Source organism: Brevundimonas naejangsanensis DSM 23858 (assembly GCF_000421705.1).
Classification (GTDB): domain Bacteria; phylum Pseudomonadota; class Alphaproteobacteria; order Caulobacterales; family Caulobacteraceae; genus Brevundimonas; species Brevundimonas naejangsanensis.
This window is the reverse complement of the sequence record NZ_ATXN01000002.1, coordinates 38,564-64,197: the sequence shown is the minus strand read 5'-3', so window position 1 is coordinate 64,197 and position 25,634 is coordinate 38,564. Positions and strand designations below refer to the sequence as shown.

Sequence of the window (25,634 nt, the reverse complement as noted above, 5' to 3'; positions counted from 1 at the left end):
ATCAGACCGCCGCCTCGCCATAAGCCGTGTCCATGACCTCGCGCCCGCCATAACGACGCTGGCGACAGGCGAACTGGGCGATGGCCTCGGCCAGGGCTTCAGCGCCGTAGTCCGGCCACAGGATGTCTTGGAAAACCATCTCGGCGTACGCCGCCTCCCACAACAGGAAGTTGGACAGACGCTGCTCGCCCGAGGTCCGCACGATCAGATCGACCGGCGGCGCCCCGGCCGTCGACAAACCGGCGCCCAGCGCCTCTTCGTCGACGACGATGTCCTCGCCCGCGCGGGCGCGATCGACCAGCCGCTGGGCCGCATCGGCCAGATCCGCGCGGCCGCCATAGTTGAAGGCCACCTGCAGCAGGAATTTGTCGTTGTGGGCCGTCTGCGCCTCGGCCCGCGCGACGATGCCGGCGATGTCCTCAGGCAGGCCCTTGCGGCGCCCCAGCACCTTGACCCGCACGCCCGCAGCCTCCAGCCGCTTCAGATCACTGCCGACGAAGGCGCGCACCAGCCCCATGAGGTCGGACACCTCGTCGGCCGGACGGCTCCAGTTCTCGGTCGAGAAGCCGAACACCGTCAGGCACTGCACGCCCAGTTCAGGCGCGGCCTTGATGGTCCGGCGCAGGGCCTGGACCCCCTCGCGGTGACCCACGGCGCGCGGAAGGCCCCGTCGCTGCGCCCAGCGGCCGTTGCCGTCCATGATCAGGGCGACGTGACGAGGCCCCTTTGCAGGCGCCGTGGCGACGGGCTCGGCCGACATATGAGACCTTCCTTGGACAGACCTGACGCGGGCGTCAGACCTGCATGATCTCGACTTCCTTGGCCTTCAAGGTCTCGTCGATGCGCTTGATGGCGGCGTCAGTGTCCTTCTGGACCTCAGCTTCCATCTTCTTCTGTTCATCCTGGCTGATATCGCCGGCCTTTTCAGCCTTCTTCAGCTCGTCGTTGGCGTCGCGGCGCACGTTGCGCACAGCGATCTTCTTGTCCTCGGCGTATTTCGCGGCCAGCTTGGCGAGGTCCTTACGGCGCTCTTCGGTCAGCGGCGGGATCGGAATACGCAGGTTCTGGCCGTCGACGATCGGGTTCAGGCCCAGGCCCGCGGAGCGGATCGCCTTCTCGACCGAGACCACCATGCCCTTGTCCCAGACGCTGACCGAGATCATGCGCGGTTCCGGCACGCTGATAGCGGCGACGGCGGTCAGCGGCGAGGTCGCGCCATAGGCTTCGACGACGACCGGCTCCAGCAGGCCCGCGTTGGCGCGGCCCGTGCGCAGGCCCGCATAGTCATCCTTCAGCGAGGAGACCGACTTTTCCATCCGGTCACGAAAGGTTTTGAGATCGGGTTTGGCCATGACGAATGTCCTTGGTCCTGTCGTTGAATAGCGAAGCCGCTCAGGCGGGCTTGTTGGTGATGACGGTATAGGTCCCCTGCCCCGTCAAGGTCTTGTGCAGCGAACCTTCCTCGCGAATCGAGAAGACCACGATCGGAATGCCGCTGTCGCGCATCAGGGCGATGGCCGAAGCGTCCATGACCCGCAGGTCCTTGGCCAGGACATCCTGATAGGTCAGCGTTTCATAGCGGGTGGCCGTCGGGTCCTTCTTCGGATCGGCCGTGTAGACGCCATCAACGCTGGTGCCCTTTAGCAAGGCGTCGCAGCCCATCTCGGCCGCCCGCAGCGCGGCGCCGGAGTCCGTGGTGAAGAAGGGCGCGCCCACGCCGGCGGCGAAGATCACCACCCGGCCCTTTTCAAGGTGACGCAGCGCGCGGCGACGGATGTAGGGCTCGGCGATCGCGGCCATCGGAATGGCGCTCTGAACCCGCGTATCGACGCCGATCTTCTCCAGCGCGCCCTGCATGGCCAGGGCGTTCATGATGGTGGCCAGCATGCCCATGTAGTCGGCGTTGGCGCGGTCCATGCCCTCGGCCGCCTTGGACAGGCCACGGAAGATATTGCCCCCGCCGATGACCAGGCAGATTTCGACGCCCTGACGCGCCACGGCGGCAACGGCGGCGGCGACCACATCCACCGTCTTCATGTCGATGCCATAGGGCTGATCGCCCATCAGGACCTCGCCCGAGACCTTCAGCAGGACGCGCTTGTAACGAAACTCAGAGGGGGCGTCGGGCATGATCAGGGGTCCGTGGATACAGGGGTTAGCATCCGCGCGAAGTGAATCGGCGGCTCATCATAGACGAAGGGCGCGTCAGCCTTCAAAGCCGAACGCGCCCAAACGCATAATTCTCCCTCCCCTTCGCGGGGAGGGAGAGGTCTTCTTAGTTGCCGCCGGTCATCGAGGCGACTTCCGACGCGAAGTCCGGAGCGTCGGATTTCTCGACGCCTTCGCCCAGAGCCATGCGGACGAAACCGGCCAGCTTCAGCTCAGAGCCCAGCTCTTTGCCGGTGTTGGCGACCAGTTGTTCGATGGTCACGTCCGGGTCCATGACGAACGGCTGCTTGGTCAGCACCACGTCCTTCTGGAACTTGGCGATCTGGCCCGACACGATCTTCTCGATCATGTTTTCCGGGCGGCCTTCTTCCTTGGCTTTCTCGATCAGGACAGTGCGCTCCTTCTCGATCGCAGCCGGATCCAGATCCGAGGTGTCCAGCGCCAGCGGAGCCGTTGCGGCCACGTGCATGGCGATCTTGCGGCCCACTTCGCGCAGGGCTTCCTTGTCGCCGGCGCCTTCCAGGGCGACCAGCACGCCGATGCGGCCGACGCCCGGCGAAACGGCGTTGTGCACGTAGGTCGCGATCGCGCCTTCGCCAACCGACAGACGAGCCGCGCGACGCAGCTGCATGTTCTCGCCGATGGTGGCGATCAGGTTGGTGACTTCGGCCTCGACAGTCTTGCCGTTTTCCAGGGTCGCGCCGTGGATGGCTTCGACGCCGTCGTGGTGCAGGCCCAGTTGAGCGAATTCCTTGGCGGCCGACTGGAACAGGTCGTTACGGGCCACGAAGTCGGTTTCGGCGTTGAACTCGATGGCCGAGGCGACTTCGCCCTTGCCGTCTTCGCGCACGGCGACGGCCACCAGGCCTTCGGCGGCGACGCGGTCGGCCTTCTTGGCGGCCTTGGACAGGCCCTTGGCGCGCAGCCAGTCGATGGCTGCTTCGATGTCGCCGTTGTTCTCAACCAGCGCCTTCTTGCAGTCCATCATGCCGACGCCCGAACGCTCGCGAAGCTCCTTCACGAGGGCGGCAGTGATCTCGGCCATGTCTTTCTCCTGAAATTCAAAATGGGCGGCCGGACTGGATAGCCCGGCCGCATGTCAAGTTGACGTCACTCCGGCGCTCTAGGCCCCGGACGTCGATCTCAGCCCTCGACCTTCTCAGCCTCGACGACCTCGGCAGCCTCAACCGCAGGGGTTTCGACGGCAGCAGCATCGGCCGCGACCAGTTCTTCAGCCACGCCTTCCGTGCCGGCCGGAGCCGGGTCGGCGGCCACGGGGGCCGGGGCTTCGCGCAGCATGGGCTCAACCGGAGCTTCCGAAGCGCCCAGGTCGATGCCTTGGGCGACGGCCCCGGCGGCCAGGCCGTCCAGGACGGCGTCGGCGATCAGGTCGCAGTAGGTCTGGATGGCGCGGGCGGCGTCATCGTTGCCCGGTACCGGATAGGTGATGCCGTCCGGGTCCGAGTTGGTGTCCAGGATGGCGATGATCGGGATGTTCAGCTTGCGGGCTTCCTGGATCGCGATCGATTCCTTGTTGGTGTCGATCACGAACATGATGTCCGGCACCGAACCCATGTCCTTGATGCCGCCCAGCGACAGTTCCAGACGGTCCTTCTCGCGCTGCAGGGTCAGCAGCTCCTTCTTGTTCCGGCCTTCGCCGGTTTGAAGGATGGTTTCCAGTTCGCGCAGGCGCTGGATCGAGTTCGAGACGGTGCGCCAGTTGGTCAGGGTGCCGCCCAGCCAGCGGTTGTTCATATAGTACTGGGCGCAGCGCGTGGCGGCCTGCGCGACCGGATCGGCGGCCTGACGCTTGGTGCCGACGAACAGCACGCGACCGCCCTTGGCGGCCACATCGCGGACGGCGACCAGAGCCTGATGCAGCAGCGGCATCGTCTGCGACAGGTCGATGATGTGGATGTTCGAGCGCGAGCCGAAGATGTAGCGATCCATCTTCGGGTTCCAGCGGTGCGTCTGGTGACCGAAGTGAGCGCCGGCTTCCAGCAGGGTGCGCATCGAGAATTCAGGCAGAGCCATGATCGTGTTTTCCTTTTTCCGATCAAACCTAGCGTGGGCGGTTAAAAGGATCGGCTGATCCCTCGGAACGGTGCAGGCCGGGATGTCTCCCCGGACCGCGCCACGCCCACGTGCGAAGTGCGCCGCGCATATAGGCGAAAGGCCTGAAAAACACAAGCGGCCGAACAACATGGCCACAACAGGCGCCGCGAGCCCGATGTCATCCCGCGAGCCGACGCTCCGGCCGGATCAGAAGCTGCGACCGTCCACGCGCTGCGCCGTCCAGGTCCACGGCTCGATATCGGTCAGGGTGCGGATGTTGATCGCGGCCACCTCGCTTCCGTCCGGCGCTACGCCGTAACCGAACGGCTGCACTCCGCAGGTCTTGCAGAAGCGATGGTCGATCTTGTGCTGATTGAAGAAATAGGAGGTCGTCTCCCCCTCCCCCTTCGTCAGTCGAAAGGCCGAACGCGGCGCAAAGGCCAGAACGAACCCCTTGCGATAGCAATGGGAGCAGTTGCATTCGACCAGTCCATCCAGACCGACATCGACCTCAAACGCCACCGCGCCGCAGTGGCAGGACCCGGCATGGGTCTTTACGCTCGTCTCGCTCATCATGCATCCTCCAGCATCACCACCCCCGGCGCCGACTTCAACGCGCCGCGCAGCGCCGCGTCCAGCCGGTATCGTCCGGGCAGTTTGATCTCCACTTCAGTGCGGCCGCCCAGCGTCGCCTGCAGCCAGACCTCCCCGCCCTTGCCCTGTGCCCGCGCCCGGTCCAGCCGCGCTTTCAGCGCCTCGGCGTCGGCCGACTGCGCCGATAGGATGACCCGCAATCCGATCTGGGCGTCGTCCAGCAACACGTCCATGCGGCTGGCGTCGTCGCCGAAGAAGCGCACCTCCCCGTCCGCCGCCTTGGCCCGCACCCTGACCAGAACCGAGGTCCCGACCTCCAGAACCTCGCGGCAACGCCGAAGCTGTTCGGGCGGAAACAGGCACTCAAACTCGCCCGTCGGGTCCGAGAAGGTGACGAAGGCGAACTTCTCGCCGGTGCGGGCGCTGGCGCGTTCCTGACGACGACGCACCACCCCGGCCATCTGGAAGGCTTCATGCCCCGCCTCAGCCAGCCCCTGCGCCTCGGCCACGAAGGTCACCCGCTTGCGCTTCAAGGCGGGCGTCAGTTCCTCCAGCGGGTGGCCGGACAGGTAGAAGCCGACAGCATAGAGCTCCTGGTCCAGCTTGTCCGGCCCGGCCCATTGTTCGACGCTCTTCAGGCGCGGACGCGCGGCCCCTGCCTGATCGGCGCCGAACAGGCTCACCTGAGCCGAGGCGCGTTCAGCCGCCACGCTCTGGCAATAGGCGATCAGGACGTCGGCCTGTTCGAACAACTGACGGCGGTTAGGATGAATGCTGTCGAAGGCGCCCGCCCGCGCCAGTCCTTCCAGCGCACGCTTGTTGACGGCCTTGGGATCGACCCGCTCCAGGAAGTCGAAAATATCGGCGAACGGCCCGCCCGTCTCGCGCACCTCGACGACGTGGCGCATCGCCTCCAGACCCACGTTGCGGATGGCGCCGAGCGCATAAAGCACGCTGCCCTGCCCGTCTTTCCATGCCACATCAAAGTCGGCCGAGGAGCGGTTGATGTCGGGCGCCAGCACCGGCACTTCGAACCGTCGGCAGTCCTGATAAAAGACCGCCAGCTTGTCCGTGTTCGACAGGTCCAGGCTCATGGAGGCGGCGAAGAACTCGACCGGATGATTGGCCTTCAACCAGCCCGTCTGGAACGAGATCAGCGCATAGGCGGCCGCGTGAGACTTGTTGAAGCCATAGCCTGCGAACTTGGCCACCAGGTCGAAGATGGAGCCGGACTGGCTCTCCGGCACCCCCTTCTCGGACGCGCCCTTGACGAAGCGGAGGCGCTGGAAGTCCATCTCCTCCTTCTTCTTCTTGCCCATCGCCCGACGCAGCAGGTCGGCCTCGCCCAGGCTGTAGCCAGCCAGGATCTGGGCGATCTTCATCACCTGTTCCTGATAGATGATGACGCCGTAGGTCTCGGTCAGCACCTCCTTCAGGCTGGGGTGCAGATAGTCGACCTCGGCCCGACCGAACTTCCGGTCGATATAGGTGTCGATCATCTCCATCGGCCCCGGCCGGTAGAGGGAGATCAGGGCGGTGATCTCCTCGATCGAGCCGCAGCGCATCTTGCGCAAAGTGTCGCGCATGCCCTGGGATTCCAGCTGGAACACCCCGACCGTCTGGCCCGAGGCCATCAGCTCATAGGTCTTGGGATCGTCCAGCGGCAGCAGGCCCCAGTCCTGAGCTGCGCCGCGCCGCTCCAGATAGCCCTTGGCCCGGTCCAGAACCGTCAGGGTCTTCAGGCCCAGGAAGTCGAACTTCACCAGGCCCGCAGGCTCGACCCACTTCATGTTGAACTGGCTGGCCGGGATGGTGGAGCGCGGGTCCTGATACAGCGGCACCAGTTCCGTCAGCGGCCGGTCGCCGATGACGATGCCCGCTGCGTGGGTCGAGGCGTTGCGGTACAGCCCCTCAAGCTCCAGCGCCGTCTCCAGCAGCGCCTTGACCGAGGCCTCGGCATCGCGCGCCTCGCGCAGCCGCGGCTCCAGATCAATGGCCTGTGCCAGGGTCACCGGGTTGGCGGGGTTGGCCGGCACCATCTTGGCCAGACGGTCCACCTGACCCAACGGCATCTGCAGCACGCGGCCCACATCGCGAAGCACGGCCCGCGCCTGCAGGGTGCCGAAAGTGATGATCTGGGCCACCCGATCCTTGCCGTAATGGTCCTGAACGTAGTCGATGACCTCTTCGCGCCGCTCCTGACAGAAATCGATATCGAAGTCGGGCATCGATACGCGTTCGGGGTTCAGGAAGCGCTCGAACAGCAGGCCGAACCGCAAGGGATCCAGATCAGTGATGGTCAGCGACCAGGCCACCAGCGAGCCCGCGCCCGACCCCCGTCCCGGCCCCACCGGGATGTCATGCAGCTTGGCCCATTTGATGAAGTCCGACACGATCAGGAAGTAGCCGGGGAAGCCCATCTGCTGGATGATCCCGACCTCCCACTCGAGACGGTTCCAGTAGTCCTCCTCGGGCGCATAGGCCTTGTTCTTCTCCAGCCGCGCCCTCAGCCCCTCGCGCGCCTGGTGCGCCAGTTCGTCGGCCTCGGAACGGCCCGCGCCCGTATCAAAGCGCGGCAGGATGGGCTTGTGCGTCTTGACCAGGAAGGCGCAGCGGCGGGCGATCTGAACGGTGTTGTCACAGGCCTCGGGCAGGTCGGCGAACAACTCTCTCATCGCCTCGGCCGACTTGAACCAGTGCTCTCCTGTAACCCGGCGGCGATCTTCCTGGCCCGTAAAGGCGCCGTCGGAGATGCAGAGCAAGGCGTCGTGCGACTTCGCCTGCGCCGCCTTGGCGTAATAGACGTCATTGGTCGCAACCAGCGGGACATCGTGGGCGTAGGCCCACTCGACCAGCCCTCCCTCGGCCACCGTCTCGCTGGACAGGCCGTGGCGCTGAAGCTCGACATAGAAGCGATCGCCGAAGACCCGCTTCATCTCATCAAGCGCCGCGGCGGCCTCCGCCGGTTTCTTCTGCACGAACAAAGGATCAACGGGACCGTCAGGCCCGCCGGACAGCAGGATCAGCCCCTCGGACTTATCCACAACCTGTCCCCAGGGCACCCCCGGCTCGGCCATCTCGCCCGCGTCGAGGTAGGCGGCCGAAGACAGGGCGCACAGGTTGAGCCAGCCCTGCTCGTTCTGAGCGATCAGAACGAGCGTGGGAGTCTTGGCCCAGCGCTGAGCGACCTGCCCACCAATGTCGAGCACGGGCAGGGCGCAGGCGACGATGGGCTGAACGCCCGCATCTCTGGTCGTCTGGCTGAACTCAAGCGCGCCGAACAGGTTGGCGCGGTCGGCCATGCCGACCGCCGGCATTCCCACGTCAGCCGCCATCTTGCCGATCTTGCCGGCCTTGATCGCCCCTTCCAGCAGGGAATAGGCGCTGCGGACCCGCAGGTGGACGAAACCCTGACTGTTCACCGCATCCGACAAAAGAAAACTCCGCATCGCAGCGTCGTTCAAACGACGCTTCATCATCATGCAGGGAGTCGCCCCTCAACGGGGCGCGGTCATGTCACCAGGAAGGCCGCCTGCCAGACCATCCAGACGAAGCCGCCGCAGGACGCAAGCGACAGCAGATCCCTCACCCAACGCGCCATTGATTTTATCCCCAGATCAAATGTTGCCCATTTGTTCTAAGTTGCCTCTTTGTTCTCGTCAACCTCAATTCGCGAGGAAGCCGAGACGGGTCAGCGCCGACGCCAGGGCGGCGGAGTTGGGGGACTGGGTCTTGCGCAGCAGGCTGGCGCGGAAAAATTCCACCGTGCGCGGGCTGAGCTCCAGGTTCTGAGCGATCTGCTTGGTCGTCAGGCCCTCGACCAGCATTTCGGCGACCTGTCGTTCGCGACGTGTGAATGTCAGTTCTTCACGCGGCGCCGTCGCAGCCAGCGCGGTCATGCCCCGTCGCAGGGCGCGCACCAACTCATCAATCGTCGCAGGCTTGGGCAGGACGTCGTCAACGCCCAAGCGCATGGCGTCGACGGTCGTTCGCACGTCCACAAAGGCGCTGACGATAATGACCGCGTGCCGGTTCAGCGCGCAGAAGGCCGCCACCAGATCCAGCCCCTCGACCCCCGGCATCTTCAGGTCGGCGATAATGCAGGTCGGCTCCGCGTCGGAGGCCCACATCAGGGCGTCGAGCGGTTCGTGAAAACCGACAACGGAAAAGCCCGCCTCACGCACCGCCAGAAGCGTCAGTTCCAGCAGCGCTCGATCGTCGTCGATGATGGCGACTTCGGTGATGGGACGCCCTGCTTTGTTCGCGATCTGATCATTTCGATTACCGACGGCGTTATCAAGCATCATACATTTGAAAATACGCAAGCTTTCCCACGTGAAAACCTCGTATTCCCACGCAGTTGATCCGCTTCTTCTCATCGCCGATCGATGTCTCGGTCACGCTACGAGACGGGAAGGTTCGACGTGCTGCAAAGCGCTGTTTTTCTAGCCCGCCCGGCCTGCGGCTTCATTGACAGCGCACGCTGGCCCGCGCTGACCGATATGCGCCGCGACCAAGCCCGCAGCCTGAATCTCGCCGGCGTCATGGTCACGGTCGATGACCTCATCATCTACGCAATGGAAGGCGGCCCGGCGGCGCTGGATGATTTCCTCCGCCTGCTGACCGTCAGTCCCTGTCAGGCCGTGACGCACGAAGCCTGGCGAGAGACCATTCGTTTCCGCGTTCAGCGCGTGCTGGCCCTGTCACAACCGGTTCTGATGTCCGAAGAGATTCTGGCCCTGCAGCAGGCTCTTCGTCCTGACGCCCCCGCCTATGGCGATATCCCGCCACTGCTCGGCGCGGCCGCCATGCGATGGGTGATGCAGCCCTATCGGACCGCGCTCACGCCCACGAACAGGCTTGTCGTCTCCTAATAGGTCTGACTTTCGGCGGCGCGCTGTTCCAGATGGCCGTCCTTGAGGGCGAAGACGCGGTCCATGTGGCCGGCCAGTTCCATGTTGTGCGTGGCGATCAGGGCGGCGACGCCCGTGGTCTTGGCCAGTTCACGCAGGGCCTCGAACACAGCCTGGCTGGTGACGGGGTCCAGATTGCCGGTCGGCTCGTCCGCCAGCAGCAGGCGCGGGCTGTTGGCCAGGGCGCGGGCGATGGCGACGCGCTGCTGTTCGCCGCCCGACAGTTGCGCCGGCTGGTGCGTGATACGCTGGCCGAGGCCGAGCGCGGTCAGTTGCTCGGTCGCACGGCGACGTGCCTCCCCTTCCCGCACGCCCGCAATCCGCATGGGAAGGGCGACATTGTCCAAAGCATCAAATTCCGGCAGCAGATGGTGGAATTGATAGACGAAACCAATTCGATGCAGCCGCAGACGGGTACGCGCCCTCTCGTCCAGCCCGCCCACATCCTCGCCGTCAATCAGCACCTGGCCGCTGGTCGGCCGCTCCAGCAGGCCCGCCGCGTGCAGCAGGCTGGACTTGCCCGAACCAGACGGACCGATGAGGCCTACGACCTCGCCCGGCATGACCTCCAGGTCGACGCCCTTGAGCACAGTCAACCCGCCCTGAGCCGTCGGATAGGTGCGCGTCACCCCGCGCAGCGACAGGATGGCGCCGTTGGTCTCCGTCGTCACGGTCGGCTTCTTCTTCAGCAGCCTATTCAAAGCGTAGGGCCTCCACCGGATCGATGCGCGACGCGGTCCACGACGGCGGCAGGCTAGCCAGGCAGCTCATGAAGAAGGAGAAGACGGTCACCCCGACCACGTCCCACAGATCGACCTTGGCCGGGACGGAATCGAGCATATAGACCTCGGCGTTGAACAACTGGACGCCCAGCAGTCCCTCCAGGAAATGCTGGATCGCGCCGATGTTCCAGCAGAACAGCAGGCCCAGCACCAGACCCGCGATCGTGCCGCCGATGCCGATGGCTGCGCCCGAAATGAAGAATATGCGCAGGATGGACGACTGGCTGGCGCCCACGGTCCGCAGGATGGCGATGTCGCGCGTCTTGTTCTTCACCAGCATGACGATGCCGCTGATGATGTTCATCGCGGCGATGGCGACCACCATGCCCAGGATGATGCTCATGGCCGTGCGCTCGACCTGAAGCGCGCCCCAGATCGCGGCTTGGCGGTTGCGCCAGTCGGTGACCGCATTGCCCGGCCCAGCGGCGTGCTGGACCGGCGTCAGCAGGCTCTCGACCTTGTCCGGCTCGGCCACCTTCATCTCGATGATGTCCCAGACGCCATCCTTGCCGAAGAAGAGCTGAGCCTGCTCCAGCGGCATGAAGATGAAGGCCCGGTCGTAATCCGCTGCGCCCGACGTATAGACGCCGCCGACGATATAGGTCTTCTCCAGCCCGCCCAGATTGCCGAAGGCGCTGTCGGCGCCGGTGGGGGTGTAGAGCGAGATCGGATCGCCTTCGCGCAGCCCGGCTTCCTCAGCCAACGTCTTGCCGATCAGGACGTGGTCGCCGCCGTATTCGCCATTACCGAAACGCTCGCGTGCCTCAGGGCTCAGGCTTTCAAAGACGAACTTCATCGAGGCCAGGTCCTGAGGCCTTACGCCGCGCACCATGCCGCCGGTCGCCAGATTGCCCGCGCGGAACATGGCGGGGCTTTCGGTCAAAGGCGTCACCGAGACGACGCCCGGCACGTCGCCGATCCGCTTCAGCGCAGCGTCGCGATCAGGCGCATAGAGCACCGGCCCCTGCACATACATATGGCCGTTGAACGACAGGATACGGTCCATCAGGGTGCCGCGAAAACCCGCCATGATGCTCATGACGCTGATCAGCACGGCGACGGCCAACATGATGCCGATGAAGCTGATCATGGCGATCAGCGCCACCCCGCCCTGTTTGCGCTTGGCGCGTAGATAGCGGAGCGCCAGCCCGATCTCCCAGCTGGAAAACGGGCCGGACCCTTTCGATGCGGGCGGCGGAGCGGCAGCCGTCGCGGCGTCGGTCATTTCGTGAGCAGCTCCAGGGCGGCGTCCAGCGACAGGCTCTGCTTCTCGCCGGTGGCGCGACGCTTCAGTTCGACCACGCCCTCGGCCAGGCCTTTGGGTCCGATGGTCAGCTGCCACGGCACGCCGATCAGGTCGGCGGTGGCGAACTTGCCGCCCGGACGCTCGTCCGTATCGTCGTAGAGCACGTCCTTGCCCGCCGCTTCCAGCTTGGCCACGGCCTCTTCGCACGCGGTCGAGACGGCCTCGTCGCTGGCGCGCAGGTTGATCACCACCACGTCGAACGGGGCGACCGAGTCCGGCCAGATGATGCCGCCAGCGTCGTGGCTGGCCTCGATGATGGCGCCCAGCAGGCGCGAGACGCCGACGCCGTAGCTGCCCATGTGGACCGGCGCGTCCTTGCCGTCCGGCCCCTGGACATTGGCCTTCATCGCCGCCGAATATTTGGTGCCGAAATAGAAGATGTGGCCGACTTCGATGCCGCGCGCCGACAGGCGGTCGCCCTCGGCGGTCTGGGTCTCGAACTGGGCCGCGTCGTGCATTTCCTCGGTCGCGGCGTACAGGGCGGTGCGATCGTTGAACACGCCTTCCAGTTGCTCGACGCTGAGATCGTGGCCCGGCGGGGCCATCTCGACCAGCTTGCGGTCGCAGAAGACCTCGCTCTCGCCGGTCTCGGCCAGGACGATGAACTCGTGGCTCAGGTCGCCGCCGATGGGGCCGGTGTCGGCGCGCATCGGAACCGCCTTCAGGCCCAGACGGGCGAAGGTGTTCAGATAGGCCGTGAACATCCGCTTATAGGCGATGCGCGCGGACGCCTCGTCGATGTCGAAGGAATAGGCGTCCTTCATCAGGAACTCGCGGCCCCGCATGACGCCGAAGCGAGGACGGCGCTCGTCGCGGAACTTCCACTGGATGTGGAAGAGGTTCAGCGGCAGGGATTTGTACGACTTCACAAAGCCGCGGAAGATGTCGGTGACCATCTCCTCATTGGTCGGCCCGTACAGCAGCTCGCGCTCGTGGCGGTCGGTGATGCGCAGCATCTCCGGGCCATAGGCGTCGTAGCGGCCGCTCTCGCGCCACAGGTCGGCCAGTTGCAGCGTCGGCATCAGCAGCTCGACGGCTCCGGCCTTGACCTGCTCCTCACGCACGATGTTCTCGATCTTGCGCAGCACCCGCAGGCCCAACGGCAGCCAGGCGTAGATGCCGGCGGCCTCCTGCTTGATCATGCCCGCGCGCAGCATCAGCTGATGCGACACGATCTGGGCGTCGGAGGGGGCTTCTTTCAGGATAGGCAGGAAGTAGCGCGACAGGCGCATTGGACGTTTCTCGGCAAATTCAGTCAGGCCCGAGGTTTAACCGGGCGAAGGGGGCGAAAGCTAGAGCGCGTTCGCGTGGGTGATGTCGGGAACAGGGGTCCAGCCGATCCAGACGAAGGCGACGATCACCAGCCAGACGATGACCGACACCCAGGTCGTGGTGATGAACTTCTTCTTGAGGTTCGGATTCTTCGGCGCGCCCCACTGGGTGCCGTCCGTCGGCGGATCCTTGACCTGATCAGACATCCCCAGCGGCAGAATGGCGAACAGGACGATCCACCACACCGTCAGGAAAGTGGCGATCAGGGTGAAGGGGCCAAGGGGCATCGTCTCTAAAGTCCGTTCATCGCAATCATCGTCGCGGAGCGATAAGGAGGGGCTCCGCAACAAGGACGCCCTGAATGCCACAGATTACGCTGGAACACTCCACCCATTTCGACGCGACCGACTGGCGCGCCCTGGCGCTGGAGATTCATCGCCTCTGTGTCGACATGGTCGGCGCGACCCTGCCGGCCTGCAAGACCCGCATCGTCCGCTGCGAAAATCTGATCATCGCCGACGGCTCCCCGGAGCAGGCGATGGTCCACTGCGACCTGCGCATCCTCAGCGGCCGCACCCAGGAACAGAAGACTGCGCTGGGCGAAGCTGTCCAGGCCGCGTTGCTGGCGGGCGTCTCGCCCTATGACGGCCCACGCCAGATCTCGGTCGAAATCGGAAACCTGGACCGCGACAACTATCGCAAGGTCACACTCTAACACCCTCTCCCGATGGGAGAGGGCTTGAGCTTCGGAGAGCCGAAGGCGATCCGCTAAGCAAAAGGGTGAGGGTTCGGAGCCGTATTGCAACGGCTTTCGCCGACATCGGCCGGAACCCTCATCCGGTCCTTCGGGCCACCTTCTCCCACCGGGAGAAGGGAACATCGGTTACGGATGCGGCCGCCCGATGCCGTAGCGCGCGGTCCAGTAGGGCAGGATGTCGTCGTCCTGCAGGAAGCGCGCGCCCGTTTCCTCGCTGACCTGAGCATCCGGCCAGTCGAACTCGCCGTCCAGCACCAGCAGGGGACAGCTCTGGTTCGCCTCCCCCACTTCGGCGATTACGGCCGGGCGCGGACACGGGTGATCCAGATAGGTCACGGTCAGGTGCTCGCGCAGGCGCGGATACAGGCCCAGAACGCCTTCGATCCGCGCGCCGGGCGGGCAGAACCACGGCCCGCCCTGATCGTCGAACCAATCCGGATTCAGCAGATACAGACGATCCGCCATCAGAGCCTCAGCACCACGGTTTCGACGATGGGACGGCGATCCCAGATCTGCTGGCTGGCCTTCTTCAGCGTCCGGCTGACGGCCTGTTCGATGACCATCTCGTCTTCCAGAGCCTCACCCTTCAGGCCGCGCACCGTGTTCTCGACACGCTCGGCCATGTCGTCCAGAACATCGCCCAGCGGACGGTCCGCGTCGCCGGGCAGGCCGATGCCGCGCACGTCGATGTCGCTGGCGATCCGGCCGCGCTTATCCAGAGCGAAGCTGACGATCAGGATGCCGTTGCTGGCGGCGTGCTTGCGCTCGCGCAGGGCCTCGCCGCCCTCCTCGACCAGCATGCCGCCGTCGACGAACAGACGGCCCGAGGGCACTTCGTCGATGATGGCCGCCGGTCCGGGCGCCAGGCGCACCATGTCGCCGTTGCGCGGCGTCACCGTCTCCGGCACCTGCATGTCCTTGGCCAGATTGCCGTGCTCGATCAGGTGACGGCGCATGCCATGGGTCGGCACCGCGATCTGCGGCCGGGCCCACTGATACATCTGGCGCAGTTCGTCACGGCACGGGTGGCCCGAGACGTGGATGCCGGGATGATCCTTCTCAGTGTAGATGCGCACCCCGCGCTCGGCCATCTTGTCCTGCAGACGGCCGATGGCCAGTTCGTTGCCGGGGATGACGCGCGACGAGAAGATGCAGTGATCCCCCTGCCCCAGCTTGATGAAGGGATGCGTTCCTTCGGCCACACGCGAGAGGGCGGCGCGCACCTCGCCCTGGCTGCCGGTGCACAGGTACAGGATCTCGTCCGCCGGCCAGATCTTGGCCTCCTGCTCCGACAGGAAGGGCTTCAGGTCGCTCAACATGCCGACCGACTTGGCGGCGGCGGTGATGCGGTGCATCGAGCGACCGGCCAGCGCCACACGGCGCCCGGCGGCCTCGGCGGCGCGGATCACGCTGTCCATGCGCGCGACGTTGGAGGCGAAGCAGCCGACCGCGACCCGACCCTTCAAACCGCTGATCAGCTCGGCCAGCTTGACCTTCACCTCGCCCTCGGACCCGGCGACGCCGTCGACGAAGACGTTGGTGGAGTCGCACACCATCGCCAGGACGCCTTCGTCGCCCAGCTTCTGGATGAAGTCCACGTCGGTGCGTTCGCCCACGACCGGATCGTTGTCGATCTTCCAGTCGCCGGTGTGCAGCACGGTGCCCAGCGGCGTCTTGATGGCCAGGCCGTTCGGCTCGGCGATCGAGTGGGTGATGGTGACGTATGTCACCTCGAACGGGCCAAGGTTCACGGTCGAGCCCAGCGGCGCCTCGATCAGTTCGACATCTTCATAGATGCCGGCGTCACGCAGCTTCTCGCGGATCAGGAAGGCGGTGAAAGGCGTGGCGTACAGCGGCGCCTGAATACGGGGCCACAGCCAGCCCAGGGCGCCAATGTGATCCTCGTGCGCGTGCGTCAGCACGATGCCGAGGATGTTCTCGCCTTCCAGGAAGGTCGGATCGGGCACGATCACGTCCACGCCCGGCGTGGACTGGTCGCCAAAGGTCACGCCAACGTCGACGATGATCCATTTGCGATCATGCGCCGGGCCGAAGCCATAGGCGTTCAGGTTCATTCCGACCTCGTTCGAGCCGCCCAGCGGCAGGAAGACGAGTTCGTCGTTTTGATTTTTCTTAGTCATACGGCCTTACAGATGGGAGTTCCGCCGCCAGATTTCGAGTAGGCCGCGGATGGTCAGGTCCGGATCGAACCGGTCGATAGAGTCAGTTGCGCCCTCGAACAGTGAGGCGACGCCGCCGGTGCCGATAACCGTCATGGGCTTGCCCCACTCGGCCTTGATGCGGTCCACCAGCCCTTCGATCAGGGCGATATAGCCCCAGAAGACGCCTGATTGCATGGAGGTGACGGTGTCGCGCCCGATCACGGTCTCGGGGCGCTGAATGGCGATGCGCGGCAGCTTGGCCGCCGCCTCGTGCAGGGCCTGCAGCGACAGATTGATGCCCGGCGCGATCAGACCGCCCTCAAAGGCGCCCATGCCCTGCCCGTTGGCGCCGGAAATGATGTCGAAGGTCGTCGCCGTGCCGCTGTCGATCAGCAGCAGGTCGCCCTCGTAAACCTGCAAGGCGCCGATGGCGTTGACCAGACGGTCGGCCCCGGCCTCGCTGGGCTTATGGATACGCACCTCGATGCCCAGCTCGACGTTCTCGCCGATCACCAGGGGTTCGACGCTCAGATACCGCCGCGCCAGATTGCGCAGGTTGAAGATCGACTGCGGCACCACGCTGGAGATGATGCAGCCGTCCATGTCGCCCATCGTCAGGCCATGCCCGCGCATCTCGAACAACTGATGCAGCCAGACGGCGTATTCATCGGCCGTGCGCATGGGATCGGTGGCCGTGCGCCACTGGAAGATCCACTCCTGACCGTCATGGACGGCGAACAGGGTGTTGGTGTTGCCTTGCTCGATCGCCAGCAGCATCAGGCGGCCTCTCCAAAGAAGACGTCGCCCGCAGAGATCACTCGCAGGTTTCCGTCCGCCAGTTTCAGACGCAGGGCGCCGTCGGCCTCGACGCCGTCGGCGATCCCGCTCAGGGTTTCGTGGCTCAGCCGCGCCGTGCACGGCCCGAACAGGCCCGGCGTCCGCGCGACCCAGGCGTCCAGCACCGGCTGAAAGCCCAGACGCATCCAGCGTTCCAGCCAGGCGTCAAAGGTTTCGGCCAGCGCCTTCGCGCCCTCCTCCATCGACGGCGCAGCGGTCACGTCGTGACGCAGGTGCTCGGCGACGCAGGTGGTCGGGCGCTCGGTCCCTTCAGGCGCATGGGACAGGTTCACGCCGATGCCGACGGCCAACCACAGGCCGCCGCTGGGAGACGGCCCGGATTCGATCAGGATGCCCGACGACTTGCGCCCGTCCAGCAGTACGTCATTGGGCCATTTTATGCTGACCAGCGCGGGCGGAACATAGCGGTCCAGAAGATCGGCCACCGCCAGCGCAGCGGCGAAGGTCAGTTGCGCCGCCTCGGCCGGAGTGCGGTTCAGCGTCAGCAGCAGGGTCGCGGCCAGATTGCCGTCCCGGCTGTCCCAGGCGCGGCCGCGACGGCCCCGCCCGGCGGTTTGACGCCGGGCCGCGATCCACAGCGGCCCGACCTCGCCCGCCTCGGCGCGGCGACGCGCCTCGGCGTTGGTGGAGTCGGTCTCTTCGAGGATCAGGACCGGAGCCGCCAAGGCCCCTTATCCGATCCCGACGCCCGCGGCCGCCGCGCGTGTCAGCGGCTCCAGCCAGGTCAGGGCGATCAGCAGCACCGGGAAGCTGAAGGCCGCAGCCGCCCAGCCGATCCACTGGGCGCTGACCGGCGCCTTGTCCGTGGTCACGTCGAACTCCGGCGTGTCGAACCAGATCACCTTGATGATGCGCAGGTAGTAGAAGGCTGCGACGACCGAGGCCACCAGACCCGCAGCGCCCGCCATCCAGTAACCGGCGTCGGCGGCCGCGCCGAAGACGTAAAACTTGCCCCAGAAGCCCGACATCGGCGGAATGCCGACGGCCGACAGCGACAGGATCGTCAGGGCCACGGCGGTCAGCGGGCGGTCCTTCTTCAGGCCCGCCAGGTCGGCGATCTTGCGGATCGGACGGCCATTGCGGCTCAGCGACAGCAGGATGGCGAAGAAGCCGATCTGATCCACGACATACAGGGTCATGAACATCAGGGTCGCCTGAACGCCGACATGCGTGCCCGCCGCCACACCCAACAGGGCGTAGCCGATGTTGATGATCGAGGAATAGGCCAGCAGGCGCTGGATGTCCTTCTGCATCAGGCCGCCGAAGGCGCCGACGGCGAAGCTGATCAGCGAGATCAGGATCACGACCTGGGCCCACTGGGCATGGGCCAGGCCGAAGCCTTCGACCAGCACGCGGATGATCAGCACCATGGCCGCCACCTTGGGCGCCGTCGAGAACAGGGCCACGACCGGCGTCGGGGCGCCTTCATAGACGTCGGGCGTCCACATGTGGAACGGCGCGGCCGAAACCTTGAACGCCAGGCCGCAGATCAGGAAGACCAGGCCGAAGATCAGGCCCGGGCCGGGGTTGGCGCTGGCGAAGGCGGCGATGTCCTCGAACCGCATCGAACCGGCGAAACCGTAGATCAGGCTGGCGCCGTACAGCAGCAGGCCCGACGACAGGGCGCCCAGGACGAAATACTTCAGACCGGCTTCCGAAGCCTTCAGGTCGTCGCGGCGATAGGCGGCCAGAACATAGAGGGCCAGCGAATGCATCTCGATGCCGATGTAGAGCGAGATCAGGTCGCCTGACGAGGCCATCATGCCCATGCCGACCGAGGCCAGCACGATCAGGATCGGATACTCGAACTTGGCGATATTGTTGCGGTGCATCCAGCTGTCGCCCAGCACCACAGCCACAGCGGCGGACAGGAAGATCACCGCCTTGCCGTAAACGGCCAGCGGGTCAGCCACATAGGCCCCGTTGAACGCCGAACCCAACGGGCCGACGACAGCCAACGCCGTCGCCGCCAGCAGCAGCAGAACCGACAGGCCCGAAACCAGGCGGGGCGACTTCTCGCCGGAGAAGGCGCCGACCATGAGCAGCACCAGACCGCCGACCGCAAGGGTCAGTTCGGGAGCCGAGAGATGAAGGGCGGAAGACAGATCAGTCATTATGCTCTCACCCGCCGATGGCTGCGCGATAGGCGGTCGTCAGGGCCTCAACGCTTGGCCCGGTGTAGTCCAGAACGGCGTTGGGATAGAGGCCCAGCCAGATGGTGCCGACAATCAGGGGCACGAAGATCAACAGTTCGCGCTTGTCGATGTCGGTGATGTTTTCCAGCGCCGGGTTGGTGATCGGGCCGTACATGACGTTACGGAACAGCGTCAGCGCATAGACCGCCGAGAGGATCACGCCCGAGGCGGCGATCAGAGCCGTCCAGGTCGAGACCTGATAGGCGCCCGTCATGGTCAGCACTTCCCCGATGAAGCCCGAGGTGCCCGGCAGGCCGACGTTGGCCATGGTGAACATCAGGAAGATGGCCGCATACCACGGCATCCGCGCCGTCAGGCCGCCGTAGAGGGCGATCTCACGCGTATGCATCCGGTCATAGACCACGCCGACGCACAGGAAGAGCGCGCCCGAGATCAGGCCGTGGCTCAGCATCTGGAAGACAGCGCCCTGAACGCCGGTGTCGTTGCCGGCGAAGATGCCCATGGTCACGAAGCCCATGTGGGCGACCGACGAATAGGCGATCAGCTTCTTGATGTCCGTCTGACGGAAGGCGACCAGCGAGGTGTAGACGATGGCGATGACCGACAGCGTCAGCACCAGAGGCGTGAACATCTGCGACGCCAGCGGGAACATCGGAATGTTGAACAGGATGAAGCCGTAGCCGCCCAGCTTCAGCAGGATGCCGGCCAGGATAACCGAACCCGCCGTCGGCGCCTGAACGTGAGCGTCGGGCAGCCAGGTGTGCACCGGCCACATCGGCATCTTCACCGCGAAGGAGGCGAAGAAGGCCAGCCACAACAGCGGCTGCACCGAGGCGTCGAAGGCGTACTGCTTCAGCTCAGGGATGCTGGTGGTGCCGGTCGTGTGCGCCATCCACAGCATGGCCAGCAGCATCAGGACCGACCCGAGCAGGGTGTACAGGAAGAATTTGTACGCCGCGTAGATCCGGTTGGCGCCGCCCCAGATGCCGATGATCAGGTACATCGGGACCAGGGTGCCTTCGAAGAAGATATAGAAGAGGAACAGGTCCAGCGAGGTGAACACCCCGATGACCAGCGTCTCCAGGATCAGGAAGGCGATCATGTATTCGACGACGCGCGTCTGGATAGACTTCCAGCTGGCCACGATACAGATCGGCAGCAGGAAGGCCGTCAGCAGGACGAACAGGATGGAAATCCCGTCCACGCCCAAATGATAGGCGGCGCCCGCGAACCAGGCGTGGTTCTCGACGAACTGATAGGCCGGGTTCGACGGATCGAACTGCGCGACCAGCACGACGGACACCGCCAGCACCAGCATGGTGGTGACCAGGGCGATCCAGCGGGCGGCCGGGGCCGCGGCGTCCTGACCGCCCTTGTTCAGCAGGCGCGCGACCAGGATCGCGGCCGCGCCGAGAAGCGGCAGGAAGGTGACGATGCTCAGAATGTGAGGCACGAGGCTCAGGCTCCCCACGTGAAGATGGCGAAGGCAAGGAACGCAGCCACGCCGATCAGCATCACGAATGCATAGAAGTAGACGAAACCGGACTGGAACCGGGACAGCCAGCCGCCCGACTTCAGCGAAGCCCAGGCCGCGCCGTTCGGGCCAAGGCCGTCGATGATCTTCACATCGCCGATCTTCCAGAAGAAGTCGCCGATCGCCTTGGCGCCCTTCACGAAGACGGCGTCATACAGCTCATCGAAGAACCACTTGTTGTAGAGGAAGGTCCACAGCGGACCCTTGCGGTCGGCCATTTCCTTGGCCGCGCCTTCCTTCACGACATACAGCCAGTAGGCGATGGCCGTGCCCAGCAGCGTCACGATCAGCGGCGCCCACTTCACCCAGGTCGGGACGTTGTGGCTCTCGTGCAGGACGTGGTTGTCGCCGCCGACGAAGATGGCGCCGCGCCAGAACTCGGCCTCATGATGGCCGATGAAGTGCGGGGCGAAGATCATGCCCGCAGCCACCGCGCCAACCGACAGCAGCAGCAGCGGCAGCACCATGACCCACGGGCTCTCGTGCGGCTTCAGCGGACCGTGGTGATGGTCGTCGTGCGCATGATCGTCGCCGTCCAGCGGTTCCGAATGGGTTTCGATCTGAGCGTGCGAGGCGTGATCGTCCGCGTGATGGGCGTGCGCGCCCTCCTCTTCCTTCCAAACCGGCTTGTTGTGGAAGGTCATGAACACCAGACGCCAGGAATAATAGGCCGTCAGCAGGGCTGCCGAGATGCCGATGACGAAGGCGAACATGCCTGCGGCCGAGTGGCCGGTCGTCGCCGCGGCATAGGCGCTCTCGAGGATGGAGTCCTTGGAGTAGAAGCCTGCGAAGCCGCCGACGCCGGGCATGCCAAGGCCAGTGATGGCGATGGTGCCGATCATCATAGTCGCATAGGTGACGGGCAGCAGCTTCCACAGGCCGCCCATCTTCCGCATGTCCTGTTCGTGGTGCATCCCGTGGATCACCGAACCGGCGCCCAGGAACAGCAGGGCCTTGAAGAAGGCGTGCGTGAACAGGTGGAACATGGCGGGCTGATAGGCGCCGACGCCCGCCGCGAAGAACATGTAGCCCAGCTGCGAACAGGTCGAATAGGCGATCACCCGCTTGATGTCGTTCTGCATCATGCCGACGGTCGCGGCGAAGATGGCGGTGATCCCGCCGATGATGGCGATGAACTGCGACGCGACGGGCGCGTGCTCATACAGAGGCGACAGCAGGCAGACCATGAAGACGCCGGCCGTGACCATGGTGGCCGCGTGGATCAGGGCTGACACCGGGGTCGGGCCTTCCATCGCGTCCGGCAGCCAGGTGTGCAGGAAGAACTGCGCCGACTTGCCCATGGCGCCGACGAACAGCAGCAGACCGGCCAGGTCCAGCGCCGACCAGGTGTAGCCCAGGAACTCCCAGCCCGTGCCGACCTTGCCCTCAATCAGCGGAAACAGCTTGGCGAACTCGATCGTGCCGAACATCCAGAACACGGTCATCATGCCGAGCAGGAAGCCGAAGTCGCCGACGCGGTTGACCACGAAGGCCTTGATCGCCGCCGAAGACGCCGAGGCCTTCTTGTACCAGAAGCCGATCAGCAGATAGGACGCCAGGCCCACGCCTTCCCAGCCGAAGAACATCTGCACGAAGTCGGCGGCCGTCACCAGCGCCAGCATCATGAAGGTGAACAGCGACAGATAGGCGAAGAAGCGGGGACGGCTGTCGTCCTCCTTCATGTAACCCCAGGAATAGAGGTGAACCAGCGACGAGACGCTGGTCACGACGATCAGCATGACCGCCGACATGGCGTCGACGCGGATCGACCAGTTCGACTGGAAGTCGCCGACGTGGATGAACGGCGCGATGTGCACGGTGAAGGCTTCCAGCCCGCCCCAGGTCCACTGGCTGAACACGATCCAGGAGACCGCGCACGAGAAGAACAGCAGGCCGGTGGTCACGGCCTGAGACGGAATGTCGCCGATCCGGCGACCGAAGAAGCCGGCGATCATCGCCCCCAGCAGGGGGGCGAAGACGCCGAGAGTGACGAGAGTCTGGATAGTCACGGTTCCGATCAGCCCTTCATCACGGAGGCGTCGTCGACCGCGATGTCGCCGCGGTTACGGAAGAAGGTCACGAGAATGGCCAGGCCGACAGCGGCCTCGGCCGCGCCGACGGTCAGGACGAACATGGCCATCAGTTGCCCCGACACATCGTTCAGGTGCGTGGAGAAGGCCACGAAGTTGATGTTCACCGCGAGCAGGATCATCTCGACCGACATCAGGATGATGATGACGTTCTTGCGGTTCACGAAGATGCCGAAGACGCCGATGGTGAACAGCATGGCGGCGACCGCCAGATAGTGCTGGAGCGAGATATCCATCACAGAAGCTCCTCGGGGGTAACGCCCTGGCCCGTGGTCACGGACTTGACCTCGACGGCCTTGGCGCGTTCGCGGTTGGCCTGGGCCGCCAGATCCTGGCGGTGCACGCCCGGACGGTGACGCAGGGTCAGGACGATGGCGCCGATCATGGCGATCAGCAGAACCACGCCCGCCGCCTGGAAGAAGTAGACGTAGTCGGTATAGAGCACGCGGCCGATCGTCTCGATGTTGGTGACGTCAGGTCCGGCCGGAACCGGCGAGGCGGCGTCGCGGGCTGCTCCGCCCTGCACAACGCTGATCGACACCATGATCATCTCGGCCAGCAGGACGCCCGCCACAATGCCCGCCAGCGGCAGGTAGCGCGCGTAACCCTCGCGCAGCTTCACGAAGTCGACGTCAAGCATCATGACGACGAACAGGAACAGCACCGCCACGGCGCCGACGTAGACGACCACCAGCAGCATCGCCAGGAACTCGGCGCTCAGCAGAACGAACAGACCGGCCGCCGAGAAGAAGGTCAGGATCAGCCAGAGAACGGAGTGCACGGGGTTGCGCGCGGTCACCACCAGAAGGGCGGAAACCACGGCGACCGTCGCCAGAAGATAGAAGGCCAGGCCTTGCAACATGTGCGGGACGACGCCCCTCTTCAAAACCAATGGCCCGGATGGAAATCCCGGACCCTTCAAGAAATCGGCCCCGGCCCGGAGGTCAGGGTCAGCGTGGCGGAATCGCCGCTCCGTTTAGCGATACGGAGCGTCGAGTTCCAGATTCTTCGCGATCAGACGCTCCCAGCGGTCGCCGTTGTCCAGCAGGCGCGCCTTGTCATAGAGCAGTTCTTCGCGGGTCTCGGTGGCGAACTCGCTGTTCGGTCCCTCGACGATGGCGTCCACCGGGCAGGCCTCCTGGCACAGACCGCAGTAGATGCATTTGACCATGTCGATGTCGTAGCGCGTCGTGCGGCGGCTGCCGTCGGCGCGCGGTTCGGCCTCGATGGTGATGGCCTGGGCGGGGCAGATGGCCTCGCACAGCTTGCAGGCGATGCAGCGTTCTTCGCCGTTCGGATAGCGGCGCAGCGCGTGTTCGCCACGGAAACGCGGCGACTGCGGATTGCGCTCGAACGGATAGTTCACCGTGGCCTTCGGCTTGGCCATGTACTTCAGCGACAGGCCGACAGCGCCGAACACGTCGGTCAGCATCGCGCCCTTGGCCGCCTGAACGATACGGGTCAGCATTACGATTTCACTCCAGCGCACTCGCGTTGATAGCGGGCGCTTTCCTTGTCGAGGGTCTGGCACAGGCGCTGGCGTTCCGCCTCGCGCCGTTCAACTTCCTGCACCTTGCGTTCCCACTGATAGACCGAGACGGGCTCGGCCTCATAGGGCGCGCAGGCCGACGCCAGCATGGGCGCGGCCAGGGCGAACATCAGGCCTGCGGCTTTCGTCTTCATCCGCCGATCCGGCGTTCGCAGCCGTCCCTGTTGAAGCGCGGATCGTCCCGCGACAGACGTTGGCAATAAGCACGCTTGTCCGCCTCCTCTCCCCGCTCGCGGTCCAGCCGCTCGAGACGCGCGGACGCAGTCTCGGGCGCGGCCGGATCCATCGGCTTGAAGGTGCAGGCCGACAGGCCGGCGGCGAGCGCCAGCGCGATCAGGAATGTGGCGTAACCGCCCATCAGCCGCCCACCGCGAAGACGCGCCACGCCGCCACGAAGACCACGGCGACCAGCGAGGCCGGCAGGAAGATCTTCCAGCCCAGACGCATCAGCTGGTCATAGCGATAGCGAGGCACGAAGGCCTTCACCAGGGCGATCATGAAGAACCAGAAGACCACCTTCACGGCGAAGACCGCCAGGTAGAACAGGTTGGCGACAAAGGCCGGGACGCTGTTCAGGAAGTCGGTGGGGAAGCCCGGATTCCACCCGCCGCAGAACAGCAGGGTGATCATGGCGCACATGAAGACGATGTTGGCGTACTCGCCGATCATGAACAGCAGATAGGGGGTCGAGGAATATTCGACCTGATAACCGGCCACCAGTTCCGACTCCGCTTCGGGCAGGTCGAACGGCGGGCGGTTGGTCTCGGCCAGGGCCGAGATGAAGAAGACCACGGTCATCGGCAGCATGACGATGATCGTCGGCAGGGTCTCGAGGCCGCCGCCGAAGGCATTCCAGTTCCAGATCCAACCCTGTTGCTGGGTCACAATCTCGGTCAGGTTCATCGTCCCGGCCAGCAGGATGACGTTGATGATGATGAGGCCCATCGAGACCTCATAGGACACCATCTGCGCCGCCGAACGCAGCGAGCCCAGGAACGGATACTTCGAGTTCGAAGCCCACCCGCCCATGATGATGCCGTACACGCCCAGCGAGCTGATCGCGAGGATGTACAGGATGCCGACGTTCAGATCCGACACCACCCAGCCCGGCGCGAACGGGATCACCGCCCAGGCGATGAAGGCCAGCACGAAGCTGATCAGCGGGGCCAGGATGAAGACCACCTTGTCCGACCCGGCCGGGACGACGATCTCCTTCAACACGAACTTGAAGAAGTCGGCGAAGGATTGCAGCAGGCCGAAGGGACCGACCACGTTCGGACCCTTGCGTAGCTGAACGGCCGCCCAGATCTTGCGGTCGGCCAGCAGCAGGAAGGCCAGGGAGATCAGGATGCCGACCACGACCAGCAGGATCCCGCCCAGAGTGGCGAGGGTCCAGCCGACGGGAGTGGCCCAGAAGGAAGTCGCAGCGTCCATGTC

General features: G+C 65.1%; 27 protein-coding genes. 2 read left to right on the top strand and 25 right to left on the bottom strand.

Going from position 1 to position 25,634, the window contains the following annotated elements; all coding sequences use genetic code 11:
* Position 1: 1 nt before the first annotated feature.
* From uppS to H556_RS0100480, 8 genes are all read right to left on the bottom strand, one after another.
* The gene (gene uppS, locus H556_RS0100520) at positions 2 to 760 is read right to left on the bottom strand and encodes a polyprenyl diphosphate synthase (RefSeq protein WP_024352574.1); all 759 of its coding nucleotides are present in this window, start codon (positions 758 to 760) and stop codon (positions 2 to 4) included.
* 34 nt (positions 761 to 794) lie between these two features.
* Positions 795 to 1,352 carry a ribosome recycling factor gene (frr, locus tag H556_RS0100515; protein ID WP_024352573.1) on the bottom strand — a complete coding sequence of 186 codons (558 nt, stop codon included), beginning with the start codon at positions 1,350 to 1,352 and terminating at the stop codon, positions 795 to 797.
* 40 nt (positions 1,353 to 1,392) lie between these two features.
* The gene (pyrH, locus tag H556_RS0100510) at positions 1,393 to 2,130 is read right to left on the bottom strand and encodes a UMP kinase (RefSeq protein WP_024352572.1); all 738 of its coding nucleotides are present in this window, start codon (positions 2,128 to 2,130) and stop codon (positions 1,393 to 1,395) included.
* A gap of 145 nt (positions 2,131 to 2,275) precedes the next feature.
* The gene (tsf, locus tag H556_RS0100505) at positions 2,276 to 3,214 is read right to left on the bottom strand and encodes a translation elongation factor Ts (RefSeq protein ID WP_024352571.1); all 939 of its coding nucleotides are present in this window, start codon (positions 3,212 to 3,214) and stop codon (positions 2,276 to 2,278) included.
* A 98-nt stretch (positions 3,215 to 3,312) separates the two neighbouring features.
* Entirely contained in the window at positions 3,313 to 4,203 is an 891-nt protein-coding gene (rpsB, locus tag H556_RS0100500; protein WP_024352570.1) for a 30S ribosomal protein S2, read from the bottom strand.
* Between the two features lie 228 nt (positions 4,204 to 4,431).
* Positions 4,432 to 4,800 carry a GFA family protein gene (locus H556_RS0100495; protein WP_346523180.1) on the bottom strand — a complete coding sequence of 123 codons (369 nt, stop codon included), beginning with the start codon at positions 4,798 to 4,800 and terminating at the stop codon, positions 4,432 to 4,434.
* Entirely contained in the window at positions 4,797 to 8,252 is a 3,456-nt protein-coding gene (gene dnaE, locus H556_RS0100490; RefSeq protein ID WP_024352568.1) for a DNA polymerase III subunit alpha, read from the bottom strand. The genes H556_RS0100495 and dnaE overlap by 4 nt, the downstream gene beginning before the upstream one ends.
* A gap of 231 nt (positions 8,253 to 8,483) precedes the next feature.
* Positions 8,484 to 9,197, bottom strand: coding sequence for a response regulator transcription factor (locus H556_RS0100480; RefSeq protein ID WP_245559387.1), 714 nt, complete (start codon positions 9,195 to 9,197; stop codon positions 8,484 to 8,486).
* Between the two features lie 45 nt (positions 9,198 to 9,242).
* Between H556_RS0100480 and H556_RS0100475 the strand changes: the two genes are divergently transcribed.
* Complete coding sequence (locus tag H556_RS0100475) at positions 9,243 to 9,692, top strand: hypothetical protein (protein WP_024352566.1); 450 nt, start codon at positions 9,243 to 9,245, stop codon at positions 9,690 to 9,692.
* On the opposite strand, the gene H556_RS0100470 is transcribed toward H556_RS0100475, so the two are convergent.
* Genes H556_RS0100470 through H556_RS0100455 form a run of 4 tightly spaced genes read right to left on the bottom strand, consistent with a single transcriptional unit; the run spans position 9,689 to position 13,378 of the window.
* A complete protein-coding gene (locus tag H556_RS0100470; protein WP_029673083.1) occupies positions 9,689 to 10,402 on the bottom strand; it encodes an ABC transporter ATP-binding protein in 714 nt (237 codons plus the stop codon). The two genes, H556_RS0100475 and H556_RS0100470, sit on opposite strands and share 4 nt — an antisense overlap.
* Before the next feature lie 22 nt (positions 10,403 to 10,424).
* Positions 10,425 to 11,738, bottom strand: coding sequence for a lipoprotein-releasing ABC transporter permease subunit (locus tag H556_RS0100465; RefSeq protein WP_024352564.1), 1,314 nt, complete (start codon positions 11,736 to 11,738; stop codon positions 10,425 to 10,427).
* Complete coding sequence (gene proS / locus H556_RS0100460; RefSeq protein ID WP_024352563.1) at positions 11,735 to 13,051, bottom strand: proline--tRNA ligase; 1,317 nt, start codon at positions 13,049 to 13,051, stop codon at positions 11,735 to 11,737. Before proS ends, H556_RS0100465 begins: the two co-directional genes overlap by 4 nt.
* Before the next feature lie 60 nt (positions 13,052 to 13,111).
* The gene (locus H556_RS0100455) at positions 13,112 to 13,378 is read right to left on the bottom strand and encodes a DUF1467 family protein (RefSeq protein ID WP_024352562.1); all 267 of its coding nucleotides are present in this window, start codon (positions 13,376 to 13,378) and stop codon (positions 13,112 to 13,114) included.
* 74 nt (positions 13,379 to 13,452) lie between these two features.
* On the opposite strand from H556_RS0100455, the gene H556_RS0100450 reads away from it, so the two are divergent.
* Entirely contained in the window at positions 13,453 to 13,806 is a 354-nt protein-coding gene (locus tag H556_RS0100450) for a 5-carboxymethyl-2-hydroxymuconate Delta-isomerase (RefSeq protein ID WP_024352561.1), read from the top strand.
* A gap of 168 nt (positions 13,807 to 13,974) precedes the next feature.
* Here the strand turns inward: H556_RS0100450 and H556_RS0100445 are convergent, their stop codons facing one another.
* From H556_RS0100445 to nuoH, 13 genes are all read right to left on the bottom strand, one after another.
* The gene (locus tag H556_RS0100445; RefSeq protein WP_024352560.1) at positions 13,975 to 14,313 is read right to left on the bottom strand and encodes a DUF3088 family protein; all 339 of its coding nucleotides are present in this window, start codon (positions 14,311 to 14,313) and stop codon (positions 13,975 to 13,977) included.
* On the bottom strand, positions 14,313 to 15,989 hold the full coding sequence (locus tag H556_RS0100440) for a ribonuclease J (protein ID WP_024352559.1): 1,677 nt from the start codon (positions 15,987 to 15,989) through the stop codon (positions 14,313 to 14,315). Before H556_RS0100440 ends, H556_RS0100445 begins: the two co-directional genes overlap by 1 nt.
* Before the next feature lie 6 nt (positions 15,990 to 15,995).
* On the bottom strand, positions 15,996 to 16,790 hold the full coding sequence (locus H556_RS0100435; RefSeq protein ID WP_035302753.1) for a type III pantothenate kinase: 795 nt from the start codon (positions 16,788 to 16,790) through the stop codon (positions 15,996 to 15,998).
* A complete protein-coding gene (locus tag H556_RS0100430) occupies positions 16,787 to 17,533 on the bottom strand; it encodes a biotin--[acetyl-CoA-carboxylase] ligase (RefSeq protein ID WP_024352557.1) in 747 nt (248 codons plus the stop codon). The genes H556_RS0100435 and H556_RS0100430 overlap by 4 nt, the downstream gene beginning before the upstream one ends.
* Before the next feature lie 6 nt (positions 17,534 to 17,539).
* Entirely contained in the window at positions 17,540 to 18,982 is a 1,443-nt protein-coding gene (gene nuoN / locus H556_RS0100425; RefSeq protein ID WP_024352556.1) for an NADH-quinone oxidoreductase subunit NuoN, read from the bottom strand.
* A 7-nt stretch (positions 18,983 to 18,989) separates the two neighbouring features.
* Positions 18,990 to 20,477 (bottom strand): NADH-quinone oxidoreductase subunit M, encoded by a 1,488-nt coding sequence (locus tag H556_RS0100420; protein ID WP_024352555.1) that lies wholly within the window; start codon positions 20,475 to 20,477, stop codon positions 18,990 to 18,992.
* A gap of 5 nt (positions 20,478 to 20,482) precedes the next feature.
* Complete coding sequence (nuoL, locus tag H556_RS0100415) at positions 20,483 to 22,561, bottom strand: NADH-quinone oxidoreductase subunit L (RefSeq protein WP_024352554.1); 2,079 nt, start codon at positions 22,559 to 22,561, stop codon at positions 20,483 to 20,485.
* Between the two features lie 14 nt (positions 22,562 to 22,575).
* Positions 22,576 to 22,884 carry an NADH-quinone oxidoreductase subunit NuoK gene (nuoK, locus tag H556_RS0100410; RefSeq protein WP_024352553.1) on the bottom strand — a complete coding sequence of 103 codons (309 nt, stop codon included), beginning with the start codon at positions 22,882 to 22,884 and terminating at the stop codon, positions 22,576 to 22,578.
* The gene (locus H556_RS0100405) at positions 22,884 to 23,510 is read right to left on the bottom strand and encodes an NADH-quinone oxidoreductase subunit J (RefSeq protein WP_024352552.1); all 627 of its coding nucleotides are present in this window, start codon (positions 23,508 to 23,510) and stop codon (positions 22,884 to 22,886) included. The genes nuoK and H556_RS0100405 overlap by 1 nt, the downstream gene beginning before the upstream one ends.
* A 114-nt stretch (positions 23,511 to 23,624) precedes the next feature.
* On the bottom strand, positions 23,625 to 24,116 hold the full coding sequence (gene nuoI, locus H556_RS0100400) for an NADH-quinone oxidoreductase subunit NuoI (RefSeq protein ID WP_003170180.1): 492 nt from the start codon (positions 24,114 to 24,116) through the stop codon (positions 23,625 to 23,627).
* The gene (locus H556_RS0100395; RefSeq protein WP_024352551.1) at positions 24,116 to 24,331 is read right to left on the bottom strand and encodes a hypothetical protein; all 216 of its coding nucleotides are present in this window, start codon (positions 24,329 to 24,331) and stop codon (positions 24,116 to 24,118) included. Before H556_RS0100395 ends, nuoI begins: the two co-directional genes overlap by 1 nt.
* Positions 24,328 to 24,555: a hypothetical protein gene (locus H556_RS0100390; RefSeq protein WP_024352550.1), complete on the bottom strand. Its 228-nt coding sequence runs from the start codon at positions 24,553 to 24,555 to the stop codon at positions 24,328 to 24,330. Before H556_RS0100390 ends, H556_RS0100395 begins: the two co-directional genes overlap by 4 nt.
* Complete coding sequence (gene nuoH / locus H556_RS0100385) at positions 24,555 to 25,631, bottom strand: NADH-quinone oxidoreductase subunit NuoH (protein WP_024352549.1); 1,077 nt, start codon at positions 25,629 to 25,631, stop codon at positions 24,555 to 24,557. The genes H556_RS0100390 and nuoH overlap by 1 nt, the downstream gene beginning before the upstream one ends.
* Positions 25,632 to 25,634 lie beyond the last annotated feature (3 nt).